The organism is Streptomyces sp. NPDC043861, from assembly GCF_056435905.1.
Window position 1 is genome coordinate 158,216 of the sequence record NZ_JBWKDP010000002.1, and the last position, 16,565, is coordinate 174,780.

Below are 16,565 nucleotides of genomic sequence, written 5' to 3' on the forward strand. Positions count from 1 at the left end.
GCCGGTGCGCGGGTCCGGCCGATCCCGCGACCGGGGCCGGGCACACCGGTCACCCACGTACGGACAGCCCTGCCGGAGGCACCGCCCGGCCCGCGCGGGCACGCCGCTCCGCAGGAGCCGCCCCGTCCCGGTTCCGGGCGTGCCCCCGGGGCCGGGAGCACCCGAGCCGGGCCACGCCGAAGGCGCACCGCGTCGCCGTCAGCGCAGGTGTGAGGTGTCGTTCAGCAGTCGCAGCGACGCATTGCCGTCCGCGTAGTAGGACACCGCCGAGAGCGACGCCGCGTCCAGCTCCATGCGGAACAGGGCCTCCGGCGGGGCGCCCAGGGCCAGCCGGACCAGGGTCTTGATCGGGGTCACATGGGTGACGAGCAGGACCGTACGGCCGCGGTACTCGTCCGTCAGCCGGTCCCGTGCCGCCGCGACGCGCCGGGCCACCGTCGCGAAGCTCTCGCCCCCGCCCGTCGGTGCCGCCTTGGGGGACGCGAGCCATGCGTCCAGGTCGTCCCGGTACCGCTCACGGACCTCACCGAACGTCAGGCCCTCCCACGCGCCGAAGTCCGCCTCGCGCAGACCGTCGTCCACCCGGACGTCGAGCCCGAGGCGCTCCGCCACGGCGGCGGCCGTCTGCCGGCACCGCCGCATCGGCGACGAGACGACGACCTCGACCTTGCCGCGGGCGGCGAGAGCCGTCGCGGCCGCCTCGGCCTGGCGCAGCCCCGTCACGGAGAGTTCCGGGTCGGTACCCCCGCTCCCGGAGAACCGCTTCTCGGGGGTCAGCACCGTCTCTCCGTGCCGCAGCAGGACGAAGGTGGCCGGCGGCCCCAGGTCCGCGGGCCCCCAGCCGACGGCCGGGGCCTCCGGTGCCGCGTCGGCCGGGGACGTCCGCGCCGCTCCCGCGACGGAGGTCAACGCGCCCGTGCCGCGCCCGGCCGCAGCGGTCCCGGCCGTCGCGCCCGACAGTGCCGCACGCGCCTTCGCCGCCCCGGCTGCCGCATCACCGACGATCCGTGCCGCGCGCGTGTCCTCGGCGAGCGCCGCGCGCGACGCCGACGGTTCCCACTGCTTGCCCTTCTTGCCCGCGTCCATGGCCTCGTTGGCGAGCCGGTCCGCGAGCTTGTTCTTCTCGCGCGGAATCCACTCGTAGCCGACCTGGCCCGCCGGGAAGATCCGCGCGGCCGCCGCCGCGAGCGGCTTCATGTCGGGGTGCTTGATCTTCCAGCGTCCCGACATCTGCTCGACGACCAGCTTGGAGTCCATCCGGACCCGGACCGAGGCGTTCGGGAAGAGTTCCTTCGCCGCTTCGAGGCCCGCGATCAGACCGCGGTACTCGGCGACGTTGTTCGTCGCGACCCCGATGTACTCGGCGCGTTCCGCGAGCGTCTCCCCCGTCGCCGGGTCGAGCACGACCGCGCCGTAGCCCGCCGGCCCGGGATTGCCCCGGGAGCCGCCGTCCGCCTCGACGACCAGCTCGCGCATCAGAGACCGGACTCGGAGGTGCGCACCAGGATGCGGCGGCAGTTCTCGCACCGGACAACGGCGTCGGCAGCGGCTGCCCGCACATCGTTCAGCTCGGTGATGTTGAGCTCGATGTGGCAGCCCTCGCAGCGGCGCTGGTACAGGCGGGCGGCTCCGACCCCGCCCTGCTGCTGGCGCAGCTTCTCGTACAGCTTCATCAGGTCTGCGGGTACGGACCCGGCGATGACCTCGCGCTCCTTGGCGACGGAGGCGGACTCCCCGTCGAGCTCCTCGAACGCGGCGTCCCGGCGGGCCGTCGCGTCGTCGACCTTGGCCTGCACGGAGCCGACGCGGCCGGTCAGCTCGGAGACACGTTCCTGCGCGGACTCGCGGCGCTCCATGACCTCCAGGACGACGTCCTCGAGGTCGCCCTGGCGCTTGGCGAGCGAGACGATTTCCTTCTGGAGGTTCTCCAGGTCCTTCGGGGAAGTGACCGCGCCCGAGTCGAGACGCTGCTGGTCACGGTTGGAGCGCTGGCGCACCTGGTCGACGTCCTGCTCGGCCTTGGTCTGCTCGCGGGCGCAGTCGCTCTCCTCCGTCTGCGCGGCGACAAGCAGGTCGCGCAGCTGCGTGAGGTCCTTGTTCAGCGACTCGAGTTCGGCGTGCTCGGGCAGCGACCTCCGCCTGTGCGCGAGCTGCGACAGGCGTACGTCGAGGGCCTGGACGTCGAGGAGTCGGATCTGGTCGGCGGGCGCGGCGTTCAGTTGGGGGCTCCAGAGGTGTGGTGGGAGGACCAGGGGTCGGTGACCGTCTTCGAGACATGGACCCGCAGGTCCCAGCCGTGGCGGTCGGAAATTTCGTCGAGCTGGGCGGCGGCCTGCTCGCACCAGGGCCATTCGGTGGCCCAGTGGGCGGCGTCGACCAGCCCGAGCGGGGAGTGCTGGGTTGCCTCGGACGCCGGGTGGTGGCGCAGGTCGGCGGTGAGGTACGCGTCGACGCCCGAGGCCCGTACGACGTCGAAGAGGCTGTCGCCGGAGCCCCCGCTCACAGCGACGCGGCGCACGGTCGCCTCGAGGTCGCCGGCGACGCGGATGCCCTGGGCGGTGGCGGGCAGCCGCTGCGCGGCGCGGGCGGCGAACTCCCGCAGGGTGAGCGGATGGTCGAGCTCGCAGATGCGGCCGAGGCCGTTCTCGGGCACGAGGGGGCCGGTGACCCGGAGGCCGAGCGCGCCGGCGAGGGCGTCGGAGACACCGGGGTCGGCGGTGTCGGCATTCGTGTGCGCCACGTGCAGGGCGATGTCGTGCTTGATGAGGGTGTGCACGACCCGGCCCTTGAAATGGGAGGCGGCGACCGTCGTCGTGCCGCGGAGGTAGAGCGGGTGATGGCTGACGATCAGGTCGGCGCCGACGGCGATCGCCTCGTCGGCGATCTCCTGAACGGGGTCGACCGCGAAGAGGACCCGCGTGACGTCGGCGCCGGGGTCTCCGCAGACCGTGCCGACGGCGTCCCACTGTTCGGCCCGCTCGGGGGGCCAGAGGGCGTCGAGCGCGGCGATGACTTCAGACAGACGGGGCACGGAGCAAAGGCTACCCGTCCTGCGCACCCCGCTGCCCTGCGCCGTCCGTCCGACGGCCATGACGGCCCCGTCCAGCACACTCGTCCCCCCACGCTCAGGGGAACCCGGAGACGGCCATCCTTATGTGTGAAGTGAACCGGCTCGCGTTGTTCGGCAGGAAGTGCGAAAACTAGCGTCGATGGCCGGAGGTGACCAGCCGATGACAGCGTGTGCCATCGAGGCGGCAGAGGCCGGGGACACGGCCGGGGACGACAAAGCCCTGCGGCCGGCGGATTCGGTGTTCACGATCAGTGCGGACGGCTGCTACGCGGCGCGTCTCGCAGGTACGGGAGACGCACGCTTCGCGGAGCGCTGGACGCTCGACGGCCCCGAGCCGTATGCGGTTCCGCTCCCGCTCGACCAGCCCGAGGAGCCCGACGCCGAAGTGGCGCCGATGACCGACGGGCGGGTGCTCATCCGGCGGCGGGTGGCGGACCGGCAGGCGTTCTCCCTGCTGTACCCCGCGGGGCCGGGGACGGGCGAGCTGTTCCTCGGCGTGGTCGGGGCGACGACGATGACGCTGCTCCCGCCCGCCCCGAACGGCACCTGTGTGTACGCGCTGGCGCCCGGCGCGCGTTCCACTGCGGTGTGGCTGGTGGCGGGCGGGACGTTCGGGCCCCAGCGGGTCGCCGAGGTTCCCGGCCGGTGCTCGGGCGGCGTGTGGCTGGACCGCACGGGCCGGATGCTGGCGCTGGACCGGGAGACGGACGGGATCACCAAGACGGTGGCGGTCGATCTGGAGCGCGGTGGCGAGACGACCCCGCTGCTGCAGATCACGGAGGACAGCAACGACCGGCTGGTGCTCGCGGACACCGAGAGCGGGCTGCTGCTGATCCGCTCGGACGCGGCGGGACACGAACGGCTGGGGTGGGGTGTGCTGGGCAGTCTGTGCCCGGCGCGGTTCCCGGAGTGCCTGCGGCTGCCCGACGCCGCCGTGACGCCGTTCGCGATCCAGCCGGGACGGATGCTGATGCCGGAGAGCTGTTCCGTGGCGCTGCGGATCGACGCGGCGGCGGGCAGCTGGGTGGGGGTGTGGCGACCATCCGGCCGCCGCCTGCTCCAACTCACCGCCCCTGAAGGCTGGTTGCCGGGTGCGGGTCTGTGGACCCGGGAAGGGCACCTGCGGCTGCCGTGCACGACCGAGGCGGTGGCGTGCGGAGTGGCCCGGTTGGAGGTGCCCGATTCCGCGTTCCCGGCCGGTCCGATCACTGAATCGGCACAAGTGGAATCCGCAGGTGGGGAACTGTTTCGAGGCGGCTCGGGTCCTGTCGTACGGAGGCCCGTACCGTTGCAGCAGGCGCCCCTCGTCGGGCGTGTGACACCCGGTTAGAATTCCGGCCGGGGGCTGCACAGCTGCGCTGTCCGGTTGTCGACGGTGAGGGCTCCCTTGTGACATGAAATCAGCGATCACGACGGGGTGAACTTCCCACATGTCTGAAGCCCGAACCGACACGACCCAGGCGCGTCCGCAGGGGGCGGTCGCGACCCAGGCCGAAGCCGGTGGCTCCGGAAAGCACCGGGGCGGTGCAGCGTCGACGGAGGACTCCACCGCTCCGGCGCACGGCCGCCACCGCCGCCCTGCGGGCGGCAGCGTTTCGTAGCACGGGGAGCGTCGGCGTACGGCGAGGGGCCGCCACGGATCACATCCGTGGCGGCCCCTCGTATCTGCCCTTGTCGGCACCCGCACGGGGACCGGCAGCCCTGTGCCGGCTCCCGGAGGTCCTGTCCGGCGCCCGCCCGCGCGCCCGGCGCTACTTCCGCTTCAGGCCCAGCACCTCGGCCGCCGCGAATGTCTCGCCTGCGGGGCGGGACTCGTAGTACGGCGAGAGCACGCCGTCCAGCTCCTCGTACGAGAAGGTCTCCTTGGTCGAGTCGAACTTCGCGGCCACTCTCGGGCGTTCGACCACCGCGACCATGCCGCCGTGGACGACGAGCAACTGGCCGTTGATCCGGGCCGCGGCCGGGGAGGCCAGATAGCCGACGAGCGGGGAGACGTGCTCCGGGGCGAGCGGGTCGAGTGCGCCCTCGCCCGGCTCGGCACCGCTCCTGGCCGTCGGAAAGCCGGCGAAGACGTCCTCCGTCATCCGCGTGCGGGCCCGGGGGCAGATCGCGTTCGCCGTCACGCCGTACTTGGCGAGCGCGAGCGCCGTCGACGTCGTGAGACCGACGATGCCCCCCTTCGCCGCCGCATAGTTGGGCTGTCCGGCCGATCCCGCGAGGAACGCCTCCGACGAGGTGTTGACGACCCTTCCGTACACCGGGCCGCCCGCAGCCTTGGAGCGTTCCCTCCAGTGGACCGACGCGAAGTGGGTCGTGTTGAAATGCCCCTTGAGGTGGACCCGGATCACCGAGTCCCACTCCTCCTCGCTCATCGAGAAGACCATCCGGTCCCGGAGGATCCCCGCATTGTTGACCAGAATGTCCAGTTTGCCGTAGGTGTCGACCGCCAGGCCGACCAGGCCACGGGCGGCTTCCAGGTCGGAGACGTCGCCCAGGTGCGCCACCGCCCGGCCGCCCGCCGCGCGGATCTCGTCGGCGACGGTCTGCGCGGGTCCGGCGGACGCCGCACCGGAGCCGTCCCGTCCCGGCTGCCCGTAGTCGTTGACGACGACGCTCGCGCCGAGCGCGGCCAGTTCCAGCGCCTCGGCCCGGCCGAGCCCGCGGCCCGCGCCCGTGACGATCGCGGACAGGCCCTCCAAGGGGAGTGACATGGCCCGTCCCCTCAGATCTCGATGCAGGTACGCAGGGCCTCGCCCGTCCGCATCTGGGCCAGCGCCTCGTTGATCTCGGGAAGGTGCACCCGGTGGGTGATCAGTGACTCCAGGTCGATCCGGCCCGCCCGCCAGAGCGCGATGGCCCGCTCGTACGACCGGAGCACGTCCCCTCCGCCGTACATCGACGGCAGGATCCTCTTCTCGTCGAAGAACAGCTCGAACATGTTGAGCTGGAGGAAGTCGTCCATCGCACCGGCTCCGACGATGCACAGCGTGCCGCCCCGCCGCGCCGTCTCGTAGGCCGTCCGGGCCGTCGCCGACTTGCCGACCACCTCGAAGACGTAGTCGAAACCCTCCCCGCCCGTGATCCGCTGCTTCGCGTCGGCGAGCTCGTCGGGCGAGACGGCTTCGGTGGCGCCGAAGCGCAGAGCGGCCTCGCGCCGCGAGGCGACCGGGTCCACGGCGACGATCTGCGCCGCACCCTGCACCCGCGCACCCTGGATGGTGGAGATGCCGACGCCGCCGCAGCCGATGACGGCGACCGATGAACCGGCCGTCACCCTGGCCGTGTTGATGGCCGCACCGAGTCCCGTCGTCACGCCGCAGCCGATGAGGGCCGCTATGTCGTAGGGAACATCGTCCGGGATCGGTACCGCACAGCCGGCGTCGACGACGACCTCCTCCGCGAAGGTGCCCGTCCCGGCGAATCCGAAGACGTCCCCGCCCGGCCGCTTGAAGTTGGGCGTCCCGGCGTTCATGAAGCCGGCGAGGCAGAGCTGGGACTGGCCGCGCCTGCACGCCGGACAGGTACCACAGGCGGGGAGCCAGCACATCAGCACCCGGTCGCCCTGCCGGAGGCCCTGGACCCCGTCGCCGATGTCGGCGATCTCGCCCGCTCCCTCGTGACCGGGCACGAAGGGTGCGGGCTGCGGCAGCACCCCGCTCATCGCGGAGACGTCCGAGTGGCACAGTCCGGTCGCCCTGACCCGGATCCTCACCTTGCCGGGGCCGAAGCCCACCGCCTCGACGTCGTCGAGGACTTCGAGTTTGTCCTGGCCGATCTCGTGCAGTACGGCTGCGCGCATGGTGCGGCTCCCTTCGAGAGATCAGGAGATCAGGGGGTCAGGAGATTTCGACGAGCGTGTCGGCGAGCACCGGCGCGTCATCGCGTTCCACGGCCGTCACCGTCGCCTGGATCCTGGTGTCCTGCCGCCACATCCGGATGCGCAGGGTCTCCCCCGGGAAGACCACCCCGGCGAAGCGCGTGCTGTACGAGCGCACCCGGGTGACGTCCCCGCCGATGAGCGTGTCGACGACGGCCTTGAGGGTGATCCCGTACGAGCAGAGGCCGTGCAGGATCGGCTTGTCGAAGCCGGCGAGCTTGGCGAACTCCGGATCGGCGTGCAGGGGGTTCCAGTCGCCGGACAGCCGGTAGAGGAGCGCCTGGTCCTCGCGGACGGTCCGTTCGACGGTCCTGTCGGGCTCCCGGTCCGGCTCCTCCACACGTGTCGAGGGTCCGCGTTCGCCGCCGAAGCCGCCTTCTCCCCTGACGAAGATCTGGGCGTCGCTCGTCCACAGCGGCCCGTCCTCGTCGGCTGCCTCCGAGCGGAGTACGAGGATCGCGGCCTTGCCCTTGTCGTACACGGCGGCGACGCGTGAGGTGCTGGTCGCCCGGCCCTTGACGGGAATGGGGCGGTGGAGCGTGATCGTCTGGCCTCCGTGCAGTACGGCGGCGAGGTCGATGTCGATACCGGGGGCGGAGAGGCCGCCGACGACGCCCATGCCCGCACCCGCGACCGTGGCGAAGCTGGGCAGGACGTGCAGCCGGGATTCCAGGGTGTAGCGCAGTTCGTCGGGGTCCGTCGCCGGGACGCCCGCGCCGAGGCCGAGGTGGTAGAGCTGGATGTCCTTGTGGTCCCAGCTGATCTCGGCACTGCGCGGCTCGGCGGCAACCGCCTTGGCGGCATCGATGGGCATGGGGATGCTGCTCCTTGGAGGACTGGGGAAAGCGAAGACCTCGGTGCGGTCGTCCGCACCGTCGGCCGCACCGAGGCCGTGCGGGACCGACCGCTCCCCGCGTCCGTTCTAGAACGCGTTCTAGGCCGGTTGGACCCCATGTATAACGCACCCCCCGACACTTGTGAAGGCTCCTGACGCCACGTCAGATCACGTGTCCGGCCGCCCACCCAGGACATGTGTCACTACCGCATCCGTACCTGCGCATCCGCCGGCGCGAACCCGGCAGGAGCTGTCCGCACTGCCGCCGACAAGGAACGGCTCCGCTTCTCCCGCGATCTGCACGACCTGTTCGGCCACACCCTCTCGGTGATCGTCGTGAAGTCCGAGGCCCCGCCGTCCCGCACCCCGCGACCTGGACGCGGCCCTCCGCCGGGTCAACGACATCGAGGCGGTCGGACGGCAGGCGCTCACGGAGATACGCAAGGCGGTCAGCGGCTACCGGGAGGGCAGCCTGGCCACGGAGCCCGACCGGGCCCGCGACGCACTGCCGACGGCGGGCATCGAGCCGGTGGTACGCCGGTCGGGACCGCCCCTGGAGGGGGCACCGAGGCCCTGCTGAGCCGGGTGGTGCGCGAGCCGGCCCACCGACGCCGTACGGCACTCCTGTGCTTCACGCTGCGAGATCCAGGTCAGCGGCACTCCCGAACGCGTCCGCCCGGTGATCACCGACGACGGCAGGGGCGTAGGCTCGGGCACGCCCGGCAGCGGGCTGAAGGGTCTCGCCGAGCGTGTCGCCGCAGCGGGCGGCACCCTGGAATCGGGCCCGGCGGCGCACGGCGGGTTCCGGTCGGCCGCGGTGCTCCCGGTGGGGATCGTGTCCTCGACGGAGTGGGAGCGAGCAATGATCAGAGTCCTTCTCGCCGAGGACCAGGGCATGATGCGCGGAGCCCTGGCGCTGCTGCTCGGCATGGAGAAGGACATCGAGGTCGTCGCACAGGTGGGACGCGGGGACGAGATCGTGGACGCGGCGCTCGTCGCACGGCCCGATGTGGCCCTGCTCGACGTCGAACTGCCCGGCAGGACCGGGCTGGACGCCGCGGCGGACCTGCGCGAGGAAGTGCCCGGCTGCCGGGTGCTGATCCTGACGACGTTCGGACGGCCCGGGTATCTGCGGCGGGCGATGGAGGCGGGGGCTTCGGGTTTCCTGGTCAAGGACGGGCCCGTGGAGGAACTGGCGGAGGCCGTCCGGGCGGTGCTGAGGGGCGAGACGGTCATCGATCCGGCGCTCGCGGCGGCGGCCCTGAGCGCGGGTCCGAGCCCGCTGACGCCGCATGAGCGGGACGTCCTCAATGCCGCGGTGGACGGGGCGACCGTCGCCGACATCGCCGCCAAGGTGCATCTGTCGGAGTCGACGGTGCAGACCTGTCTGTCCGCGGCGATCGGCAAGACCGGCACCCGCAACCGCATGGAGGCGGTCCGGGCGGCCCGCCGCCAGGGCTGGCTCTGAGGGGCCCGGCCGCCGTACCCCCATTGCCCTTCGGGCCGCACCCCGGGCTCCGTACCGGCCCCGTGCCCCGGCCGGGGCGGAGTCCGCGCGCGGCGGCCTTCGCGACCGTGGTGTACAGGTGATTCACCGCGACCGTACGGGACCTCGGAGACCTGCCGGGCCGGCGCGGGGTCCGGGGCCTACCCTCCGGTTTGGTCCCGCGCGGCCCTGTCCACCGGCAGCCACAGCAGCATGAGCACCGCACCGCCCAGCAGCACGCCCGTCCCGGTCCTGAACGCCAGCGCATAGCCCGCCGTCAGGGACTCCGGGTCCGTCGCCCCACCCGTACGCGCCGCCGCGACCGTCGACATGACGGCCAGCCCCACCGCACCGCCCATCGTCCGTGAGGTGTTGACCAGTCCTGAGACGAGGCCTGCGTCGCCCGGGGCGGCGCCCGAGGTGGCAAGCGCCGCGAGCGGGGTCGCCGCGAGGCCGCCGCCGAGCATCATGACCATGCCGGGCAGCATGATCCCGGTCAGATACGGACCATGGGCATCCATCGTCGACTGCCAGCCGAAGCCCGTCGCGGACACGAGCGCGCCGAGCACGGCCACGTTGCGGGCGCCGACCGTCCGCATCATGCGGGGCGCGAGTTTCGAGCCGAGGACGACGGCGAGGGAACTGGGCATCAGGGCGAGCCCGGCGGCCAGCGGGCTGTAGCCGAGGACGTTCTGGGCGTAGAGCGTCATGAAGAACCACATGCAGAACATGGCCGCGCCACAGCTGAACATCGCCGCGTTCGCCGCCGACACCGACCGCACCCGGAACAGCTTCAGCGGCATGAGCGGCGCCTTCGTGCGTGCCTCGACCGCGACGAAGACGGTGAGCAGCCCGAGCCCGGACGCCAGGGGCACGAGAGTCGCCGCGGCGGTCCAGCCCTGCTGTTCGGTCTGGACGATGCCGTACGCGAGGGTCGCAAGGCCCGCGGTCACGAGCACCGCGCCCGGCAGGTCGAGCCGGCGCCGCTCCCCTCCCCGGCTCTCCGTCAGCCACCAGGCTCCCAGCAGCAGCACGAGCGCGCCGACGGGCACATTGATCAGCAGCGTCCAGCGCCAGGACAGCGCGTCGGTCAGCCCCCCGCCGACCAGTCCGCCCGCGGCGCCGCCGCCCGCGCCGACCGCGGTCCAGGTGGCGATCGCCCTGGCTCTCGCCGGGCCCTCCGGAACGGCTGCCGTGAGCAGCGTCAGCGTGGACGGTGCGAGCACCGCCGCGCCGAGCCCCTGCGCAGCTCGGGCGGCCAGCAACTGCCAGCCCTCCTGCGCGAGTCCGCCCGCGAGCGAGGCCATGGTGAACAGGGCGAGCCCCACCAGGAACATCCGCTTGCGCCCGAACAGATCCCCGGCCCGACCGCCGAGCAGCATGAACCCGGCGAATGCGATCGAGTAGGCGTTGACCACCCATTGCAGCCCGACGGCGCTCAGCCCCAGATCGGCGCGCATCGACGGCAGAGCCGTGTTGACCACGGACACGTCGAGGACGACCAGGAACTGCCCTGCGCAGGCGGCCGCCACGACGGCCCACATGCGCGTGGCAGGGCGGGCAGGGGTCGGTATCCGGATGTCCGCTGTGTCTGAAGGTGCGTGGGCCATGACCGTCATGTTCTCAGGGTCCTGACAGCGGACACATCCAGAATTCGGAGGATCCACCCGAGGGCCGCGGGCCTAGGACTTTCGCAGTACGGTCACGACCGCTGCCCCGCCGAGACCGATGTTGTGGGCCAGTCCCGTCCTTGCGCCGGGCACCTGCCGCGGACCGGCCTCCCCGCGCAGCTGCCAGGTCAGCTCGGCGGTCTGGGCCAGGCCCGTCGCGCCCAGCGGATGCCCCTTGGAGATCAGCCCGCCGGACGGATTGACCACCCAGCGGCCGCCGTAGGTGGTCGCCCCCGACTCGACGAGCTTGCCCGACTCGCCTTCCGGGCACATGCCGAGCGCCTCGTAGGTCAGCAGCTCGTTGACCGAGAAGCAGTCGTGCAGCTCGATGACGTCGATGTCCTCGATGCCGAGGCCCGATGCCTCGTACGCCTGCCCGGCCGCGGCACGCGACATGGGCCTGCCCACGACGTCGATGCAGGAGCCGGAGGCGAAGGAGTCGCCGGTGTCGGTGGTCATGGCCTGCCCCGCGATCTCGACGGCCTTGTCGTGCAGGCCGTGCTCGACCACGAAGCGTTCGGACACGACGAGCACCGCAGCGGCACCGTCGGACGTCGGCGAGCACTGCAGCCTGGTGAGCGGCTGGTGGATGGGCTTGGCGGCGAGGATGTCGTCGATGTCGTGGACGTCCCGGAACTGGGCGTTCGGATTGGCGGCCGAGTGCCGGTGGTTCTTCGCGGCGACTGCGGCGAGCTGGCGCACGGTGGTCCCGTAGCGCTCCATGTGCTCGCGGGCGGCGTTGCCGAATATCTGGGCGGTGGGCGGGGTCGTCTCGAATCCGTGGGCGGCGGCCATGATCCCGTAGTGGCGGGCGACCGGCGAGGTGTTGAAGTCCCCCTCGCCTCCCCCGCCCAGCGCGCCCTTCTTCATCTGCTCGAAGCCGAGCGCCAGTACGCAGTCGCTGATGCCGCCCGCGACGAACTGCCGGGCCATCATCAGTGCCGTCGAGCCGGTCGCGCAGTTGTTGTTGACGTTGTAGACGGGGATCCCGGTGAGCCCGAGTTCGTACACGGCACGCTGACCGGCCGTGGATGCCTGGAAGCAGTAGCCGACGGGGACCTGCTCGACGAGACCGTACGGAACGCCCGCGTCGGCGAGCGCGGCGGTGCCCGCTTCCCTGGCCATGTCCCAGTACTTCCAGTCCCTGGATTCGGGCTTCTCGAACTTCGTCATTCCGACGCCGACGATGTACGCCTTCATCTCCGGTGCTCCCTTCAGTCCCGAGGCAGGCCGAGAACGCGCTCGGCGACGACGTTGAGCTGAACCTGGGTGGTACCGCCCGCGATGGTCAGACAGCGGGACATCAGCATTCCGTGCACGGCCCGCTGGCCGGCCCCCTCGCGCACCGCGCCCGCCGGGCCGAGGAGTTCGACGGCGAGTTCGGCGACCTTCTGCTGGTGCGGGGTCTGGACGAGCTTGCGTACGGAGGCTCCTGCGCCCGCCTCCATGCCGTCGACCTGCCGCAGGGTGGTCCTCAGCCCCAGACAGGCGAGGGCGTGTGCCTCGGCGGCCAGCGCGCCGATCCGGGCCCGGTACGCGTCGTCGAGGCCGTGGGATCGGGTGATCAGCTCCTCCAGGCCGGTGTCGAAGGTGAGCTGGTCGGCCATGTGCACGCGTTCGTTGCCGAGGGTGTCGCGGGCCACCCGCCAGCCGTCGTTCACCTCGCCGACGACGGCGTCGGCGGGCAGCAGCGCCCCGTCGAACCACACCTCGTTGAAGAGGGATTCGCCGGTGATCTCCTTCAGCGGGCGGATGTCGATGCCGTCGGTGGTCCGCATGTCGACGAGGAAGTAGGTGAGGCCCTGGTGCTTGGCTGCACCGGGGTCGGTGCGGGCGAGGAGGATCCCGTGGTCGGCCCACTGCGCGGCGCTCGTCCACACCTTCTGGCCGGTGATCCGCCAGCGGCCGTCCGGCAGGCGCTCGGCACGGGTGCCCAGGCTCGCGAGATCGGAGCCCGCACCGGGTTCGCTGAAGAGCTGGCACCAGAGGAGTTCGCCGCGCAGGGTCGGGGGGAGGTAGCGGGCTTTCTGCTCCTCGCTGCCGTACGCGATCAGGGACGGCACCACCCAGGTGGCGATGCCCAGTTCGCTCACCTTCACCCCGGCGGCCCGCAGTTCCTGCTGGACCGCGAGCTGCTGGACCGGGCCCGCGCCGAGGCCGTAGGGGGGCGGGAGGTGCGGGGCAGCGTAGCCGGCCGGGGCGAGGACGCGGCGGGCGGCGCGGGGGTCGAGGCCATGGGCGCGGGCGATGACCCTGCGTGCGGCCCGGCGGTGCGGCTCGGCGGCCGGGGGCAGCTCCAGACGCAGTTCGCGCCGGGCTCCGTCCGCGGCGAGCCGTGCCGCGCGCAGGCGGTGGCTGTCGCCGGGCCCGAGCAGCTGGCGTGCGACGAGGGCACGGCGCAGATGGAGGTGGGCGTCATGCTCCCAGGTGAAGCCGATGCCACCGAGGACCTGGATGCAGTCCTTGGCGCAGGAGTACGCGGCGTCGAGGGCGGTGGCGGCGGCGAGGGCGGCGGTCAGGCCCCGGACGGCGGTGTCGACGGGAGCCGGGGCCGCGGTGTCGTCGCAGGCGCGGGCGGCGTCCCAGGTCAACGCCCGCGCCTGCTCGACGCGCAGGAGCATGTCGGCGCACAGGTGCTTCACCGCCTGGAACTGCCCGATGGGCCGCCCGAACTGCTCGCGGACCTTGGCGTATTCGGTGGCTGTGCCCAGCGCCCAGGCGGCGGTCCCGCAGGCCTCCGCCGCGAACAGTACGGCGGCGAGGTCCGCGACGAGAGCGGGGTCGGCGTCCAGGACACGGTGACCGGGCACGCCGACGGCGTGCGCGGTGACCTCGGCGGTGGGGCGGGTGGGGTCGGCGCTCTCGTGTCCGCGTATCGAGAGATCACCTGCGTCCACGGCGAGCCATCCGGCCGGGGTCGGGAGCAGGATCAGATCCGCCTGCCCGGCGCCGAGCACGGGCGGCGCGGTCCCGTCGATGCGGTGTCCGTCGTCGGTCCGTACCGCGGTGAGGTCCCCGGGACCGAGGGCGACCGCCCCGATGCGCTCCCCTCGGCCGAGCTGGGCCGCCAGACCGGTCTGTCCGGCGCGTGCCAACACGGCCGAGGCGAGCACGCTCGGCAGATACGGCCCGGGCAGCGCGGCCCTCCCGGTCTCCTCCAGTACGACGGCGAGGTCCAGCAGTGTGCCGCCCCCGCCGCCGTGCTCCTCGGGCAGATGTATCCCGAGCAGCCCCTGCTCCGCCGCCGCGTCCCAGTGTCCGGGCCGCCCACCGGTGCCGCTCCCGGGGGCGTCGAGCAGTTTCCGTACGGCCTCGGGGGGCACGGCCCGGGCCAGCCAGCGGCGCACGGAGTCCGCCAACTCGCCGTGTTCCTGGGTGATTCCGATGCCTCCGGCGGTTCCCACGCTGTGCGCGCTTCCGGTGCCCATGCGCGGCAGAGTAGAACACGTTTCAATCTGACGGAAGGTCAGATGCGAGGTCATCTGCGCCCGCCTGGGCAACGATGCGGCAGATGCTTGGAGCCGGCTGAACCCGCACAGGCCGGATTGACCTTGCAGCTGGGTTTGCACAGTGCAGTTGGATCTTGCATACGGGCTGGGACGCTGTCGTCTGCCATGAGGGTGTCAGTAGGGGGACGCCGCGTCGGAGTGGAGGAGGCGGAGGTCGTACTGGATGTCGTCGGTGGGGACGGCGGCGTCACCCATGTCGACGTCGTCGGTGGGGACGGCGGCGTCACCCATGTCGTGGACAGGGCTTCACGGCGACCCGTCGGCAGCGAAGGCACGCGCGTACGACCCGAGCGGCTCCGCCCGCTCACACCCGGAGCTCGAACCGGAGAGCGCCGAGTACGCGGCGGCTCACTGACTCACACGCGACCGCCCGTAGACCCGAGCCCGCCCCCGCACATGACCGCTCACCGTCTCCCCCGAACCCCCGCTCGACCTGACCCCGGCAGGCCCGCCCGCACTCGGCGGCCGGTGCGGCGAGCTCGCCGCGGATCAGCCGGAGGCGGCGGATCCCTCGGAGAACGAGAGGGGCACACCGCCCCCCTCCTTGACCATCTCCACCGCTGTCTGATGCACGGCCCGGGCAGCGCTCTCGTCGGCCGCGGACACCGGACTGCCTTGCATGGCGTACCACTCCGACGCACCGGTGTGCTGCACGGTCACCTGGGCCTGGCCGTCGATCCAGGTGGTGTGCACCGTCAGATCCCCTGTGATCGGGCCGCCCTCAGTGGTCATGACGCCCCCCGAGCCGGCAATGATTCCTTGAGTGGTCCACGTCGCCCAGGTGTCCATGGCGCCTCCACAACGGTCCCAGCGTTGATATGGGGCAGGGCAGATATACCCACTTTGTCCACATTCTCATCGAGTGCCCACGGTCGCGCGCCGGGTTCAGTGACCTGCGGGGGCACCACCCATCACACGGAGCATCCGGGCGCCTCCGGTCCGCAGGAAGCGGAAGACGAAGGCGGCCGCCAGGAGCAGGAAGACGATGTTGAGCCAGGTCGTGTAGTCCCATGACACGCCCTCGTCGGGGATCTTCGCAGTGGACTGGTCCGGAACGATCCCGAGGGCGCCGAAGACGAACTCCACGGCGTAGGCGGCGACGACGATGGAGGCGTAGAAGGTCCCCAGGATGAAGGCGGCCATGCGCGCCCCGTAGTACTTCCGGTAGATGTTGAGGATCGGCACGATCAGCAGATCGGCGAAGATGAAGGCGATCACCCCGCCGAAGCTGATGCCGCCCTTCCACAGCACCACGGCGAGCGGCACATTGCCGACCGAGCAGACGAACGACGCGATGGCGACGAGGGGACCGATCAGCGGGCCCCAGAGTTTCGCGGCCAGCGGGTGCCCCTCGAAGAAGAACGCCGACCAGAACGAGTCCGGCACCCAGGCGGCGACGGCCCCGGCGATGAGCAGCCCCAGCACGAGATCGCGGATGATCGCCGCCCACTCCATGACGAAGACGTGCGAGGTGGCGGTGAAGCCCGCGCCGGACATCAGCCGGCGCCAGAAGGAACCCTCGCCCCCGATGGACATGTCCATCGCCGCATGACCTTCCATGGAGCCGGCCCGTCCGCGTTCGGCCTGCTCACGGGCTTCGCGCAACAGGCCCTCGCGCAGGAACAGCCTGAAGAGCACCGCCAGCACGACGATCATGACCGGCCCGCCGGCGAACTCGGCCGCCGTGAACTGCCAGCCCATGAGCAGTGCCAGGATGACGCCCAGCTCCACGACGAGATTGGTGGAGGCGATCTCGAAGGCCATCGCAGCCGTGAAGTCGGCCCCCTTGCGGAACAGGGAGCGGGCCAGCGCGACGGCGGCGTACGAGCACGACGAGGACGCCACACCGAGACCCGCCGCCCGGGCGAGGCTCCCCGGGCTGTCGTCGCCGAGCATCGACACCACGGTGGACCTGCGGACCACCGCCTGCACGACGGCGGACAGGGCGAAGCCCAGGATCAGGGCCCAGGTGATCTCCCACGCCATGGACCCGGTGAGGGCGAGGGCGTGCAGCACGGCGTCGACTGCGGCATCCATGCCGGACAGCCTGGCGGTACGGGCAGGCGGCGCAGCCCGCTGACACGGCAGCGGGCCGCGCACCCACCCCGGATGGAGGCC

At 72.0% G+C, this 16,565-nt stretch carries 13 protein-coding genes and 1 pseudogene; 3 read left to right on the plus strand and 11 right to left on the minus strand.

The genetic code is table 11. The features are described from left to right. Positions 1–198 precede the first annotated feature (198 nt). The 3 genes from AC068D_RS05165 to AC068D_RS05175 are packed head-to-tail and all read right to left on the minus strand — an operon-like array spanning position 199 to position 3,031. Positions 199–1,476, minus strand: a complete 1,278-nt coding sequence (locus AC068D_RS05165; RefSeq protein ID WP_478821585.1) for a bifunctional RNase H/acid phosphatase — start codon at positions 1,474–1,476, stop codon at positions 199–201. Then, positions 1,476–2,219, minus strand: coding sequence for a zinc ribbon domain-containing protein (locus AC068D_RS05170; protein WP_478822012.1), 744 nt, complete (start codon positions 2,217–2,219; stop codon positions 1,476–1,478). The genes AC068D_RS05165 and AC068D_RS05170 overlap by 1 nt, the downstream gene beginning before the upstream one ends. Then, positions 2,216–3,031 carry a Nif3-like dinuclear metal center hexameric protein gene (locus tag AC068D_RS05175; RefSeq protein WP_478821586.1) on the minus strand — a complete coding sequence of 272 codons (816 nt, stop codon included), beginning with the start codon at positions 3,029–3,031 and terminating at the stop codon, positions 2,216–2,218. Before AC068D_RS05175 ends, AC068D_RS05170 begins: the two co-directional genes overlap by 4 nt. A 199-nt stretch (positions 3,032–3,230) precedes the next feature. On the opposite strand from AC068D_RS05175, the gene AC068D_RS05180 reads away from it, so the two are divergent. Beyond that, positions 3,231–4,400 (plus strand): hypothetical protein, encoded by a 1,170-nt coding sequence (locus tag AC068D_RS05180; protein ID WP_478821587.1) that lies wholly within the window; start codon positions 3,231–3,233, stop codon positions 4,398–4,400. Positions 4,401–4,821: 421 nt separating this feature from the next. Here AC068D_RS05180 and AC068D_RS05185 read toward each other — a convergent pair whose 3' ends face one another. Genes AC068D_RS05185 through AC068D_RS05195 form a run of 3 tightly spaced genes read right to left on the minus strand, consistent with a single transcriptional unit; the run spans position 4,822 to position 7,761 of the window. Next, positions 4,822–5,781, minus strand: coding sequence for a 3-oxoacyl-ACP reductase (locus tag AC068D_RS05185; protein WP_478821588.1), 960 nt, complete (start codon positions 5,779–5,781; stop codon positions 4,822–4,824). An 11-nt stretch (positions 5,782–5,792) separates the two neighbouring features. Continuing rightward, positions 5,793–6,869: a Zn-dependent alcohol dehydrogenase gene (locus AC068D_RS05190; protein WP_478821589.1), complete on the minus strand. Its 1,077-nt coding sequence runs from the start codon at positions 6,867–6,869 to the stop codon at positions 5,793–5,795. Between the two features lie 37 nt (positions 6,870–6,906). Then, a complete protein-coding gene (locus tag AC068D_RS05195) occupies positions 6,907–7,761 on the minus strand; it encodes a MaoC/PaaZ C-terminal domain-containing protein (protein WP_478821590.1) in 855 nt (284 codons plus the stop codon). Positions 7,762–8,020: 259 nt separating this feature from the next. On the opposite strand from AC068D_RS05195, the pseudogene AC068D_RS05200 reads away from it, so the two are divergent. Both AC068D_RS05200 and AC068D_RS05205 read left to right on the plus strand, forming a co-directional pair. After that, positions 8,021–8,611, plus strand: a pseudogene (locus AC068D_RS05200) (sensor histidine kinase); the annotation flags it as partial. A gap of 33 nt (positions 8,612–8,644) precedes the next feature. Then, positions 8,645–9,250 (plus strand): response regulator, encoded by a 606-nt coding sequence (locus tag AC068D_RS05205; RefSeq protein WP_478822013.1) that lies wholly within the window; start codon positions 8,645–8,647, stop codon positions 9,248–9,250. Positions 9,251–9,429: 179 nt separating this feature from the next. Here the strand turns inward: AC068D_RS05205 and AC068D_RS05210 are convergent, their stop codons facing one another. From AC068D_RS05210 to AC068D_RS05230, 5 genes are all read right to left on the minus strand, one after another. Then, entirely contained in the window at positions 9,430–10,887 is a 1,458-nt protein-coding gene (locus AC068D_RS05210) for an MFS transporter (protein WP_478821591.1), read from the minus strand. A 63-nt stretch (positions 10,888–10,950) separates the two neighbouring features. Further along, positions 10,951–12,138 (minus strand): lipid-transfer protein, encoded by a 1,188-nt coding sequence (locus AC068D_RS05215; protein ID WP_478821592.1) that lies wholly within the window; start codon positions 12,136–12,138, stop codon positions 10,951–10,953. Between the two features lie 14 nt (positions 12,139–12,152). Beyond that, positions 12,153–14,366, minus strand: coding sequence for an acyl-CoA dehydrogenase (locus AC068D_RS05220; RefSeq protein WP_478821593.1), 2,214 nt, complete (start codon positions 14,364–14,366; stop codon positions 12,153–12,155). 570 nt (positions 14,367–14,936) lie between these two features. After that, positions 14,937–15,236 carry a hypothetical protein gene (locus AC068D_RS05225; protein ID WP_478821594.1) on the minus strand — a complete coding sequence of 100 codons (300 nt, stop codon included), beginning with the start codon at positions 15,234–15,236 and terminating at the stop codon, positions 14,937–14,939. Between the two features lie 96 nt (positions 15,237–15,332). Further along, the gene (locus tag AC068D_RS05230; protein WP_478821595.1) at positions 15,333–16,484 is read right to left on the minus strand and encodes a permease; all 1,152 of its coding nucleotides are present in this window, start codon (positions 16,482–16,484) and stop codon (positions 15,333–15,335) included. Positions 16,485–16,565 lie beyond the last annotated feature (81 nt).

Excerpts from the sequence above, each read along its gene's own strand:
- AC068D_RS05165 (WP_478821585.1), bottom strand. The coding sequence starts at position 1,476 with ATGCGCGAGCTGGTCGTCGAGGCGGACGGCGGCTCCCGGGGCAATCCC.
- AC068D_RS05180 (WP_478821587.1), top strand. The coding sequence starts at position 3,231 with ATGACAGCGTGTGCCATCGAGGCGGCAGAGGCCGGGGACACGGCCGGG.
- AC068D_RS05185 (WP_478821588.1), bottom strand. The coding sequence starts at position 5,781 with ATGTCACTCCCCTTGGAGGGCCTGTCCGCGATCGTCACGGGCGCGGGC.
- AC068D_RS05190 (WP_478821589.1), bottom strand. The coding sequence starts at position 6,869 with ATGCGCGCAGCCGTACTGCACGAGATCGGCCAGGACAAACTCGAAGTC.
- AC068D_RS05195 (WP_478821590.1), bottom strand. The coding sequence starts at position 7,761 with ATGCCCATCGATGCCGCCAAGGCGGTTGCCGCCGAGCCGCGCAGTGCC.
- AC068D_RS05205 (WP_478822013.1), top strand. The coding sequence starts at position 8,645 with ATGATCAGAGTCCTTCTCGCCGAGGACCAGGGCATGATGCGCGGAGCC.
- AC068D_RS05210 (WP_478821591.1), bottom strand. The coding sequence starts at position 10,887 with ATGACGGTCATGGCCCACGCACCTTCAGACACAGCGGACATCCGGATA.
- AC068D_RS05215 (WP_478821592.1), bottom strand. The coding sequence starts at position 12,138 with ATGAAGGCGTACATCGTCGGCGTCGGAATGACGAAGTTCGAGAAGCCC.
- AC068D_RS05220 (WP_478821593.1), bottom strand. The coding sequence starts at position 14,366 with ATGGGCACCGGAAGCGCGCACAGCGTGGGAACCGCCGGAGGCATCGGA.
- AC068D_RS05225 (WP_478821594.1), bottom strand. The coding sequence starts at position 15,236 with ATGGACACCTGGGCGACGTGGACCACTCAAGGAATCATTGCCGGCTCG.
- AC068D_RS05230 (WP_478821595.1), bottom strand. The coding sequence starts at position 16,484 with ATGGATGCCGCAGTCGACGCCGTGCTGCACGCCCTCGCCCTCACCGGG.